Origin of the sequence: Flavobacterium xinjiangense (assembly GCF_900142885.1) — a bacterium.
Classification (GTDB): Bacteria; Bacteroidota; Bacteroidia; order Flavobacteriales; family Flavobacteriaceae; genus Flavobacterium; species Flavobacterium xinjiangense.
The window spans coordinates 1-12,732 of record NZ_FRCL01000021.1 but is presented as its reverse complement, the minus strand read 5'-3'; the positions used below and the strand labels follow the sequence as shown (position 1 = coordinate 12,732).

Annotated in this window: 12 protein-coding genes and 1 tRNA gene; 8 read left to right on the top strand and 5 right to left on the bottom strand. The window is 34.1% G+C overall.

Annotation, left to right across the window (positions count from 1 at the left end; all coding sequences use genetic code 11):
- Positions 1 to 76: 76 nt before the first annotated feature.
- From tpx to BUC23_RS16470, 8 genes are all read left to right on the top strand, one after another.
- Entirely contained in the window at positions 77 to 574 is a 498-nt protein-coding gene (gene tpx / locus BUC23_RS16505; RefSeq protein ID WP_073211574.1) for a thiol peroxidase, read from the top strand.
- A gap of 9 nt (positions 575 to 583) precedes the next feature.
- A complete protein-coding gene (locus tag BUC23_RS16500) occupies positions 584 to 958 on the top strand; it encodes a diacylglycerol kinase family protein (protein WP_073211571.1) in 375 nt (124 codons plus the stop codon).
- A gap of 17 nt (positions 959 to 975) precedes the next feature.
- Positions 976 to 3,423: a DNA translocase FtsK gene (locus BUC23_RS16495; protein WP_073211568.1), complete on the top strand. Its 2,448-nt coding sequence runs from the start codon at positions 976 to 978 to the stop codon at positions 3,421 to 3,423.
- Positions 3,407 to 4,117 (top strand): outer membrane lipoprotein periplasmic chaperone LolA1, encoded by a 711-nt coding sequence (locus BUC23_RS16490; protein WP_279625720.1) that lies wholly within the window; start codon positions 3,407 to 3,409, stop codon positions 4,115 to 4,117. Before BUC23_RS16495 ends, BUC23_RS16490 begins: the two co-directional genes overlap by 17 nt.
- A gap of 7 nt (positions 4,118 to 4,124) precedes the next feature.
- Positions 4,125 to 5,558, top strand: a complete 1,434-nt coding sequence (locus tag BUC23_RS16485; protein WP_073211565.1) for an LptF/LptG family permease — start codon at positions 4,125 to 4,127, stop codon at positions 5,556 to 5,558.
- Between the two features lie 9 nt (positions 5,559 to 5,567).
- A complete protein-coding gene (ribB, locus tag BUC23_RS16480) occupies positions 5,568 to 6,701 on the top strand; it encodes a 3,4-dihydroxy-2-butanone-4-phosphate synthase (RefSeq protein WP_073211563.1) in 1,134 nt (377 codons plus the stop codon).
- A 168-nt stretch (positions 6,702 to 6,869) separates the two neighbouring features.
- Positions 6,870 to 6,957 (top strand) — tRNA-Ser (locus BUC23_RS16475).
- 261 nt (positions 6,958 to 7,218) lie between these two features.
- Positions 7,219 to 8,439 (top strand): site-specific integrase, encoded by a 1,221-nt coding sequence (locus BUC23_RS16470; RefSeq protein ID WP_073211560.1) that lies wholly within the window; start codon positions 7,219 to 7,221, stop codon positions 8,437 to 8,439.
- Between the two features lie 150 nt (positions 8,440 to 8,589).
- Here the strand turns inward: BUC23_RS16470 and BUC23_RS16465 are convergent, their stop codons facing one another.
- The 5 genes from BUC23_RS16465 to traM all read right to left on the bottom strand — a co-directional run.
- On the bottom strand, positions 8,590 to 8,880 hold the full coding sequence (locus BUC23_RS16465; protein ID WP_073211558.1) for a MerR family transcriptional regulator: 291 nt from the start codon (positions 8,878 to 8,880) through the stop codon (positions 8,590 to 8,592).
- A 55-nt stretch (positions 8,881 to 8,935) separates the two neighbouring features.
- Positions 8,936 to 9,373 carry a hypothetical protein gene (locus BUC23_RS16460; RefSeq protein WP_073211555.1) on the bottom strand — a complete coding sequence of 146 codons (438 nt, stop codon included), beginning with the start codon at positions 9,371 to 9,373 and terminating at the stop codon, positions 8,936 to 8,938.
- Positions 9,374 to 9,702: 329 nt separating this feature from the next.
- Positions 9,703 to 10,506, bottom strand: a complete 804-nt coding sequence (locus tag BUC23_RS16450; RefSeq protein WP_073211549.1) for a hypothetical protein — start codon at positions 10,504 to 10,506, stop codon at positions 9,703 to 9,705.
- A 25-nt stretch (positions 10,507 to 10,531) separates the two neighbouring features.
- Complete coding sequence (traN, locus tag BUC23_RS16445; RefSeq protein ID WP_073211628.1) at positions 10,532 to 11,377, bottom strand: conjugative transposon protein TraN; 846 nt, start codon at positions 11,375 to 11,377, stop codon at positions 10,532 to 10,534.
- A gap of 19 nt (positions 11,378 to 11,396) precedes the next feature.
- On the bottom strand, positions 11,397 to 12,732 hold a 1,336-nt coding region (gene traM / locus BUC23_RS16440; RefSeq protein ID WP_341868415.1), incomplete at its 5' end, for a conjugative transposon protein TraM.

Here is a 12,732-nt window from a genome sequence, read left to right as displayed (position 1 = left end):
AAACTTTATCCCGAATTTTCGGGACCAAATCTTAAATAATTTTCATACTTTTGAACCTCATTAAAAAACATCTATTATGGCTTCAATAACATTAGGCGGAAATCCAATACATACAACAGGAGAATTGCCACAAGTTGGTACAAAACTATCTGATTTTAAATTAATTAAAACTGATCTTTCAGTTGCAACCTTAGGCGACTTTGCCGGTAAAAAATTAGTCCTTAATATTTTCCCAAGCGTCGATACAGGAACTTGCGCAGCTTCTGTTAGAAAATTTAACGAAAGTGCCAGCAATCTAAAAAATACAAATGTATTATGTATTTCCAGAGATTTACCTTTTGCCCAAAAACGTTTTTGTGGTGCTGAAGGACTTGATAATGTAGTTAATTTATCTGATTTTCCAGAAGGTAGTTTTGGTAAAGCAAATGGGCTGGAAATCACTGACGGACCTTTGGCAGGATTGCATTCAAGAGCAATAATTGTTGTTGATGAAAACGGAATAATTACCCATACGGAGCAAGTTACTGAAATTGCAGATGAGCCAAATTACGAAGCTGCTTTAGCGGTACTTTAATACTTACGGATGGAATTTCAAAAAGATAATACTTTCTTTAGCGGAAGATTAAAAAGTGTCACTTATGCTTTTAAAGGAGCAGTAAAATTAATCACCACAGAACACAGCGTAATGGTGCAATTTTCCTTAGGAATATTGATGGCTATTGCTGGCTTTTATTTTGGTATTTCTAAAACGGAATGGCTTTTTCAAACTTTTGCAATCGGTTTAGTAATGAGTATTGAAGGATTAAATACTGCTGTAGAAAAAATGGCAGATTTCATTCATCCAAATTACCACGAAAGAATTGGTTTCATTAAAGATATTGCTGCAGGAGCAGTATTTTTTGCTGCGATGACGGCAATCGCAATCGGTTTAATTATATATATACCACTATTCTTCTAGGTATCAAAAAAACAAGAATGGCAAAAACAACAAAAAAAGAACCTTTAGATAAAAAAAACATTTCTAAAACGGGGGTAAATAATCCTTTGATATTAACCAAACAACACAAAATCGTTTTGGGTTGTCTTTTGGTATTGTTTTCAATTGCTTTATTACTCGCATTTGTTTCCTTTTATATTTATGGACAACAAGATCAAAGCGCAGTTGTTGAATTGAATGACAGATCTGAAATTGTTCGTAATTGGTTGGGGAAATTCGGTGCTTTTTTAGCTGATTTAATTGTATACAAAGGCTTTGGTCTCGCTGCATTTATATTCGTCCGTTTGTTTTTTCTGACTGGAATATATATGGTTCTTGGATTGCCTTTAAAAAAGTTAAAAAACATTTGGTTCTGGGATTTGTTTGTAATTATTATCCTGTCTGTTTTATTTGGATTTTTTGCAACTTCAGTTCCGGAGTTAGGCGGTACTATTGGATATGAATTAAATTCCTTTTCACAGGATTACATCGGAAAGACAGGGACTCTGTTAATTTTATTTTTTGGATTAATTATTTACGTAATTTTTAAACTGAAAATTTCTCCTGAAAATATCCAATCCTTTTTTGATTCTACTAAAAAAGAAATCAGAGCTGAATTAGCTACTAATTCGATCTCGAATGGCAAAAACGCTTACAATTTAGAAGAATTTGCAGTTGCTGAAGAGGAACTAGATGAAATACATTTAAAAACAAATGGTTCTCAATTCGAAATTAACAAAGAAGCATTAAAACCAACCATAAGTAATTCTTCGGAAATCAATTTGGATCCTGTTGCAAAACCATTAACTATGATGGTTACGCCACCGCCGTTCCCTGAAGTTATTGCAACTCACAAAGAGGAATTTGTAATCGAAACAGCACCTGAAGAAGATATTATAGAAGAAAATTTAGCTTCAAGATTGGTTGCTGATTTTGGATTATTTGATCCAACTTTGGATTTATCCAATTATAAATTCCCTACAATTGATTTATTAAAAGAATATTCAACTGGAGGAATTACCATAAATCAAGAAGAATTAGAAGAAAACAAAAACCGAATTGTAGATACGCTTCGCAATTATAAAATTGAAATCGCTCAAATAAAAGCGACCGTTGGTCCATCGGTTACTTTATATGAAATTGTACCGGAAGCGGGAATTCGTATTTCAAAAATCAAAAGTTTAGAAGATGATATTGCATTGTCTCTTTCGGCATTAGGAATTCGTATCATCGCTCCTATTCCAGGAAAAGGAACGATAGGTATTGAGGTTCCTAATAAGAACCCAACGATGGTTTCTATGAAAAGTGTTATTGGCTCAGCCAAATTTCAAGAAGCCGAAATGGAATTACCAATCGCTCTTGGAAAAACAATTTCGAACGAAACTTTTGTTGTCGATCTAGCCAAAATGCCTCACTTACTAATGGCGGGAGCAACTGGACAAGGAAAATCAGTTGGTTTGAATGCCGTTCTGACTTCCCTATTATACAAAAAACATCCTGCCGAAGTTAAATTTGTTTTGGTTGACCCTAAAAAAGTAGAACTGACGCTTTTTAATAAAATTGAAAGACATTATTTAGCCAAACTTCCAGATATGGATGACGCTATTATCACTGATAACGCAAAAGTAGTCAATACGTTGAATTCCCTTTGTGTAGAAATGGATAATCGTTATTCTTTATTGAAAGATGCAATGGTGCGTAACATCAAAGAATACAATGATAAATTTAAGGCTAGAAAATTAAATCCTGAAAACGGACATCGTTTTTTACCCTATATCGTTCTTGTGGTAGATGAGTTTGCCGATTTAATAATGACTGCTGGAAAAGAAGTAGAAGTTCCTATTGCCCGTTTAGCACAATTAGCACGTGCCATTGGAATTCACTTAATTATTGCCACACAGAGACCTTCTGTAAACGTAATTACAGGTTTGATAAAAGCCAATTTCCCAGCCAGAATTGCCTTTAGAGTTACGTCAAAAATTGATTCAAGAACTATTCTTGACACTCAAGGCGCGGATCAATTAATAGGACGTGGTGATATGCTTTACACAAACGGGAATGATGTGGTGCGTGTACAATGTGCTTTTATAGACACGCCCGAAGTTGAAAAAATCACGGAATTCATTGGATCTCAAAAAGCATACGCAACCGCTTATTTACTTCCGGAATTTGTTGGGGAGGAAAGTGGCATTAATCTTGATATGGATATCTCCGACAGAGATACTTTGTTTAGAGAAGCCGCTGAAATAATTGTAAATGCACAACAGGGATCGGCTTCATTGTTACAAAGAAAACTAAAATTAGGCTACAACAGAGCAGGCAGATTGATCGATCAACTCGAAGCTGCAGGAATCGTAGGCCCTTTTGAAGGAAGTAAAGCACGTAGTGTAAATATCCTAGACATGAGTTCTCTTGATCAATTTTTCAACAATGAACAAAACAATTAATACCATGAAATCAAAGAATTCAGAATTCAAAAACAACAATATAAAAAACATGACTAAAAAGTACGTATTAATCACAGCCCTACTCTTTTTCACCTTTTTGGCCCAAGCTCAAGATAAAAAAGCGAAAGACCTTTTAGATCAGGTTACTGCTAAAGTTAAAAGCTACGACTCAATAATAATTGATTTTAAATATTCTTTAAACAATGCTAAAGAAAATATCAATCAAGACAGTAAAGGAAATGTAACCATGAAGGGCAATCAATATGTATTGAATTTTATGGGCATTACTAAAATTTTTGACGGAAATAAAACTTATACAATTGTACCGGAAGACGAAGAAATCACCATTTCTAAGGTAAATGAAAAAGATGATAATGCAATCACACCTTCAAAAATGCTTACTTTTTTCAACACTGGGTACAGATATTCTATGGATATTTTACAAGATATAAAAGGTAGAAAAATTCAATACATCAAACTTATTCCTACTAGCGGTAAAGACCAACGAAAAGAAGTATTATTAGGTATTGATGTACAAACAAAACACATCTATAATTTGATTGAAACGGGTAAAAAAGGTACTAAAACCACTTTAACGGTTAATTCTTTTAAAACGAACCAACCATTGTCAAAAAATCAATTTACCTTTACCCAAAGCAAATATCCAAATTACTACATCAATAAATTAGATTAATTCTTAGGTGAAAATTCTTGACAAATACTTATTAAAAACATTTCTGACTACATTTACTACTGTATTTGTAATCCTTTTTTTCATATTCATACTTCAAACCATTTGGCTGTTTATATCTGAATTGGCTGGTAAAGATTTGGATTTTCCAATGATTATCAAGTTTTTAGCTTTTTCGATGCCAAGGATTATTCCGTTAGTATTACCGTTGTCTGTTTTATTGGCATCTATAATGACTTTTGGAGATTTGTCAGAGAATTATGAATTAGCAGCAATGAAATCTGCTGGTGTTTCGCTAAAAAGAGCGATGCAAAGCTTGACTGTTTTTATCCTCTTATTGAGTATTATTGCTTTTTTCTTTTCTAATAATGTAATTCCATTTGCTGAATATAAGTTCATCAATTTCAGAAAAAACATAGCACAAGCTAAACCTGCTCTTGCAATAACAGAAGGCCAATTTAGCGATGTTGGCTTTTATAATATTAAAGTCAATAAAAAATCCGGTGAGAATGGTAACACGCTTACCGGAATTACTATTCATAAAAAATCTAATTTTGGCGATGGTAGCAAAACGGTGATTAAAGCCAAAGACGGCCTATTGATTAGCAATGAAAAGTCCAGTATTCTACAATTGGTATTGAATAATGGGTACTATTATGAAGATATTACTCCAAAAAAATATGAAGATCGCAGCAAAATGCCTTTTGCAAAAAGCACCTTCAAAAAGTATATCATTAATATCGATTTATCAAAATTGAATAAAACGGATACTAATGATGAAAGTATCGCTAACACCAACACGATGTTGAATGTTAGCGAATTAAACTACACGCTGGATTCGCTTCACAAAACATTCAAGACAGATGTTATTTCGTTCTCGGAAAACATAAATCAACGAATTGGAATTCCAAAAGATAACAAGTTACAATCTGCTAAAAAAAATAAAAAGCTTCCTGATAACATATTGTCTTTATACACAAATGATAAAAAAATAAAAATACTGGATATAGCTATCAGTAATCTAGCGAGTACAAAATATTCAATTGATGCCAGTAATACTGAATTCAGACTGAAGCAAAAAAACATAAACAATCACATATTGGCGTTTTATGATAAGTTTGTAATTGCATTTGCCTGCTTTTTAATGTTTTTTATCGGAGCACCTTTAGGAGCTATTATCAGAAAAGGCGGATTAGGACTTCCTATCATTTTTGCAGTTTTGATATTCATCACCTTTCATTTTATAAATACTTTTGGTAAAAGAATTTCTCAGGAAAATAGCTTGTCTCCATTTATGGGTGCATGGATGTCTTCTTTTATTTTAACACCATTAGCCGTCCTTCTGTCCTATCGAGCTACAAATGATATCGGATTAATAAACATGGATGTTATTTTAGCACCATTTCAAAAACTAGTAAAAAAACTATTTCCATCTCAAAAATAAATACCAATCATGGTTACAAATAAAATACAACTCAACACTATAGAAGAAGCCATTGAAGATATTCGACAAGGTAAAATTATTATAGTTGTTGATGATGAAGATCGAGAAAACGAAGGTGATTTTTTAGCTGCAGCCGAAAAAGTAACACCTGAAATGATTAATTTCATGGCAACCCACGGACGCGGATTAATTTGTGCGCCATTGACCGAAAGCCGTTGTAAAGAATTAGGTTTGCATGTTATGGTTAGTAATAACACAGATCCTATGGAAACTGCTTTTACGGTTTCGGTTGATTTAAGAGGAAATGGAGTTACAACAGGAATATCAGCAGCTGACAGAGCAAAAACTATTTTATCGCTGGTAGATTCGAAAACCAAACCACATGATTTAGCGCGACCAGGACATATTTTTCCTCTTATCGCTAAACAAGGAGGCGTATTACGAAGAACAGGACATACTGAAGCTGCTATTGATTTTGCTCGATTAGCAGGTTTTAAATCGGCGGGAGTTATTGTAGAAATCATGAACGAAGATGGTTCGATGGCTCGCTTACCACAATTAGTAAAAGTGGCTAAAAAATTCGATTTGAAATTAGTTTCAATCGAAGATTTAGTTGCCTACAGAATGCAACATGATAGTTTAATTATTAAAAAAGAGGATTTTGATTTGGAAACTCGTTTTGGTACTTTCAGATTAAGAGCTTATCAACAAACAACCAACAAGCAAATACATATTGCGTTAACAAAAGGAACCTGGAATTTGGGAGAGTCTATTTTAACCCGAATAAATTCATCTCAGGTCAATAATGATTTATTGGGTACTTTAACGAATAATGCCGACCAGCAACTTGATGATATGTTTAAAGTGATTAACGAGCAAGGAAAAGGCGCTGTTATTTTCATCAATCAGGATATGCAGTCTGTAAATCTTCTTAGCCGCATTTCTGAATTAAAGAATTTACAGGCTGAAGGCACAATGAAAGCACCTAAAATTGTTATCGATAGTAAAGATTTTGGAATTGGAGCTCAAATACTGCATGATATTGATATCTCAAAAATCAGATTAGTATCGAATGCTGAGCAAACCAAACGTGTTGGAATGATAGGTTACGGGCTAGAAATAACCGAATATGTAAAGTATTAAACCCGTTTTGCATTATTTTTTTTTAAATAATTTTATTGTAAAGCCAAGTAAATGAAACATTTAAAAAATAGTCCTAAAAATAGATGCTTTTTTTATAAAAATACATTTGCATAACCAAAAAAGGTTCTTATATTTGCACTCGCAATCAGGTAATGAAAGCGACATACTGGAGAAATGGCAGAGCGGTCGAATGCGGCAGTCTTGAAAACTGTTGACTGTAACAGGTCCGGGGGTTCGAATCCCTCTTTCTCCGCCACATAAGGTTTCAAAAGAAACTTTAAAAATCAAAAGCCTTTAAATAGTAGTATTTAAAGGCTTTTTCGTTTTTTATAATGTGTCAAAAAGCACATATAGAATCAAAGAACAGTGACCCTATTGGTGACCCTATTTCATTTTCTGCCTTTTTAGAGAAAATAGGGTCACTAAATCGGAAGAATTCCCCGGGAATTCCCCGCCACCACTAGTAACTTTCAAAGTTTTTAAATCAATTTGATTATTAATTTAAAAACAAGAAGTTATGTTAAAAGTAATTTTTTACCTCAAGGCCGGAAAGGCCAACAAAAAAGGAGAATCTCCTATTTTTGCCCGTGTATCTTACAACCAGCAGTCAATCACGATGACTACCGGCAAATCAATCCTAAAAGAACGGTGGCTATTTACCAAAAACCTAAGAACAGTGCTAAAACTTGAAAAAGAAAAGGTTTTAAAACACAGTTTAGATCTTTTTCAATTGAATCTCGAAAAGAAATTTAATGAATTAACCAAAGTAAGTCCCGATATTTCATTGGTGCAGGTTAAAAATGAGTTTAACGGTAAAACTACTAGTCAAACAAAAGGAGCAAGCATTGTAGAAATTATGGATAAGCATAATGTTTACTTTGAAAAAAAAGTAACGGCTGGAGAGCGATCTAAAGCTTCATTCCAAAAGTATGGACGTTCTAAGGAATTACTCGTAAACTTTATGAAACAGCAGTACGGCGTCGAAGATTTTCCTTCAAATGAGGTTTCCAGCGCTTTTGTTTTCAATCTCGAATCGTATCTAAAGTATGAAAGCAATTTTAAAGGACGAATCGGCATTAGAAACAACTCAATGGTAAAATATATGAGAATGTACAAAACTGCATGTAATTATTGCATCAGAATGGGATTACTGGAGAAGAATCCATTTAATCTTTACGATGGAAAGTTAAGTATTAAAGACGCTGTTTTTCTAACCCAAGAAGAATTAGATCGAATAGAAAATAAGAAATTTTCAGTGGAACGTTTGGAACGGGTTAAGGATGTATTCCTTTTTAGCTGCTACACGGGTTATGCCCCCGTTGATGCCTCTAATCTTACGGCTAGTAATATATTCCAAGATAGCAGTGATTCACTTTGGATTATGACTAATAGAGCCAAAACAGCAATCAGAGCTAACGTCCCTATTCTACCTCCCACCCTGAAGATCATTAATAAATACAAAAATCTTCAAATTGGACTTATACCTCAGATTTCCAATCAAAAAATGAATGCTTATCTCAAGGAGATTGCTGACTTGTGCGGTATAACTAAAAATTTAACGTGGTACGTGGCCAGGCATACCTTTGCAACAACGGTAACGCTTGGGAATGGAGTGAGGATTGAAAATGTTTCATCAATGATGGGTCATACTAATATTAAGCAGACACAACATTACGCAAAAGTATTAGATGTAAATGTGATGGAGGATATGACTAAGCTAAAACAAAAATACAGCTGATCACCAGATACAAGATACTTAAAAGAAAATTCAATTAAATAACAAAAGGACTCCAATTGGAATCCTTTTGTTATTTCTAAGTGTACATCCATCAAAAAAATGAAGAAAGACTTACTATTTACCTGCCAAAAAACAGATTTAATTTGCCTCTTATTTCTCGTTTTCGGATAATATTTTTTTAATTTTAGTAGATTCATACAAATATATATCACCCAGTTTGGTAAAAGGAAGTACTCCGGTCTGTCGGTATTTGATAATAGTATTATTTGATAATCCGAATAGTTTTTTCAAATCCTCATTCCTGTAGTAGCGATTAGATTCGTTGATTTTCTCGGCTTTAATCTTACCATCAATTTTCTCCAATCGAGTATACAAAGGATCTAACAATTGCTTGATTGCCGCTAAATAAGAGAATTTGTTTTCTTTTCCTTGTTTTGACATAAGACATTTTTTTATGATGAATGAAGATGCAATGGGATAACAAAACTATAAAAAACTACCTTTTAGTTAGTTTATGCTTTCTTTCTTGTAAAATAGCAATAATTTTATCTAGAAATCGCAACTGTTTATCTCGATAAGTAAAGCCTTTAGATTCAGAAAATTGTTTGCTGATAGTGTCGATTTCGACTTGTAAATTAGAATCCCCGCTATAGGTAAAGTTTGTTTGTATAAAATGCTGCATTTTGCTCCGATTGCAGTTTCGACCTTTAGCTCTAAAAAATAAAATTTCTTCATCCATAAGAATGTAGAAGAATTGTGCCAAATCACTTTTATTAAAGTTTGTACTGCATTTTTCCTGTATGAAACATCTTTTTTTCCTATCATTATGCCCATAAATATGATTTCTTTCATTTAACAATTTTTCGATAGATTCCATCTTTCCATATAACGTTTCCACTGCATTGGGAAGTTCCGCAATTGTTAACTTTTTCATCTTTCTAAATCTTAAATTTGACTTCGTATATTAGATATAGGTTAAAGGAAATAAATGGTACTCCCCTGGTTTCGTTTACGAGTTGACTCATACTTGATATAACCATATTCGCTTAATTCTCGCATGCATTTATAATATGTTTTAGGGGAAGAAATTTTGGCTATGTCCATAATCTCGTATCTGTAAGCCCGTATTGGATTAATAAAACCCTTACCTGCTCTAAACTGCAATAGAGCGACATATATACCGATATGCGTGATGCTAATTCGGTAATCATTCTCTATTGCATTAAAAAAATCGGATAAGGGTTTTAATACTTCCATAAGAATCTACATTGAATTAGACTGCTTTTTTTTTCGTTTTTTAGCTTCCTGCGGAGCGGCAGGCCCATCATCATCGCTACTTTGGCTCTGTCTTTTATTATCATGCTTCATTGCTGTACTTTGCCCTTCAGATTGCTTTTCCTCTTTAGTTTGACGGTTATCAATACGTTTCAGATTCCCATCGTATGCATTGATGGTTTTGAATTGAGGATTGGCTTCAATATAATGCTTGACTTCTTTACCATCCTGTAAGAAAGTAGCTGATTGCAGGTTTCCTTTTTTTAGGGAATCCATCAAATCTTCTTTAAATTTAGCATTTTCTAATTCTTTGATTGGATGTTTGGACAGTGCTGACTCCAGATCGTAGCCATAGTTCTGATGGTACTGATTCAGTTTGAAATTGCCCGAAGTGTCAGATTCCTTAAAGTCAATTTGAACCCAAGAATTATAAACCTGACCTTCTTTACTTGTCAGGTCCTTATACACTGCTCTTCCTTCCATAAGGTTATAAGCTTCCTTCATAGTAATATTACTACCCTTATTGATATAAAAGGTCTGCTCCAATGACTCCTTAGAATTGTCTTTTTGCAAATCCACCTTATAGGAATTAAAGAAATACATATCACTTTGATCCGACTTCTTAAAATTCAATGTTGCTACTGCAATATCGTTTCCGTAATGAGCATCGTGATTCAACGTAAAACTCGAAGTTTGTTGCTGCATTTTTTCCTTTAACTCATTTTCCAGTGCTTCACCGAAACCGGTGTACTTAATTTGGTCTTTTAAGTATTCAAAATTTTTCTCGTTCATGACTCTTTATTTAAATGATTACTAACTACAAAGTCGGTAAGACTATGACTTTTTCAATTTTTTTGTTCTTTACATCCAATTCCATATGTCTACCTCCATTCTTTTCCATCAGCTGGATTGCCAAGTATTTATCCTCTGGAATCGTAAATTTAGATAGCGCAAACACAAATGTATTTTCTGACTCTCCCTCAATAGCTGCAACATCATTGAGAATATAAGTAGGTTTAATTTCGATTTCCTGTGTGGCGGTTCGTTTTACTCTTTTACTATCCCGAATAAAAAAACGGAGCTGGTCAATATCATACTTTATTTTAGAACTGTTTTCGACTATTAGCCTGAAATACATTATATCGTTCTGGATAAAAATTCCATTTAATTGAAATTTGATTTCATGTCTATTTTCCTTTCCACCTCGTATCTTGTTCTTTTCATAGAAAGCTAACTTGGAATATTCTTGTATCTCCTCCTTGTTACCACTTTCCTCTGAAAAATAAATTTCCTGTCGCTCCAGTTCTATTTTATTCACAGAGAGATTCAGTTGAGGGGATTGCTCATTATAATTTAGAACAAAAGAATACAATTTTCCATCTGCTGTAACTACGGTAAGATTGGTTTGAATGAACCCCCGTTGTGCAGCCTTAATCTGAAGTATATTCTCAAGTCCCTTGGCTTTTTGAACCAATATATCCTGACTACCGCGATCAACACTCTTAATAGCATAGGGAAATACAATATTGGTTGTTTTTGAATACCCAATAGCTACAGAATCTGACTCAATTTTAGTTAAACGATTTCTGTTTGTCTGCTGTGCAAATGCACCGATGGTAAAGAGTACAGTAAAGATCATTACCACTGTTTTTAAGTTCTTCATAGTTAATATTTTTTGGTTTTTAATTAGAATCCTTTTGTTTTTGATTTTCATCCCGAAGCAATACCTCATAGCCTGCCTTGACCACTACTTTGATAAGCTTTGCTTTTTTACTGAAAAGTGTTTTAGTCGCCTCGATCCCTACCCCAGCTGCTTGTGCTCCCCATGAATTGTCCAGAGATGCAACGCCTAGTGCTTGAACAGCGCGGTCTGCAGATGCTTTAGCCACTTCACGATTAATTGCTCCTGGTATGTAAATACCGATGAGTCCATCCAAATCGTAAACGGTGAGATCAACAGGGAATAGCGAATTCTCATATCGAATACTATTGATCTTTATTTGGAGTCTTTCCCCTTGTAAGGATGCTATTCCGAATAAAAAATTATTCTTTGGGATTTCAACTCCATTAATAAAAATAGCATGACTCAGCCTCAGCTTTATTGTGGAACCGTTTACAATAGTTTGCGTTTCATGCATTACAGCAGTTATTGCATTTTGAACATAATCCGCTGTTGCTGGGTCATCCAAAGCATAAAAGGTATTTCCTTTCAGCTTCTTACTAGATACGGCACCATTTGAAGAAGTAGTTTGCAAGGAAGAAATATAGTCTTCCGTTGCTGAAGTAGTAATGGAAAATACCTGTCCCCGTTTGGATTCGGAAACTTTTCGCAATTTTTCCTGTACTCTGTCAGGATGCTGAATATCTAATATACTTTCCAACATGCCGCTGAGTTGCTTCAATTCAGGGTCTGGCTCATTATTTTGAGTATTCATCGATTTCATCATTTCTTCCATTTTGTCAACATCTTCAGACTCCAACGCATTTGCATTTCTACTGGCAAAATTTTTTGAATTTCGACTTGGTACGGGCGCAATGGGAGCATTTATTACTCTTTGTAACGCTTCCAGCTTTTGATGTACTTTCACTTCATTAGGATCACGATACATAAGGGCATTTAAGCCTGTAGCGCCTTTTCCGGAAGGGATTCGATTAGTAGAGATGGCGCCCGTTTCTGTTGAATCTTCTTGAAAAGTCTGACTGAAATAGTTGGGATCCTTCTTAATTAGCTCTTCTAGTTTAATTGAGTCAAGTGCTGCCTGATCATAGTAATGCATTTTATCCAAATTAGGGCCTTCTTTCAAGTTTGCGTCCGGAAGTTTTATATTAAATCCTTTTTCCTCCACAACCGAAGCATTCGCTGCATCCATTTTTCCTCCCCCCAAGACCCAAAACAAAATTGTAATAAAGGGCAACACTACTAATGGCATCACTAAAAGTATTTTGCGTTGTCTCAACATTTTTGGTGATTTCTTTTTTTCTTCCATGATATTATTTTTTAAATTGTGAGTGATAATA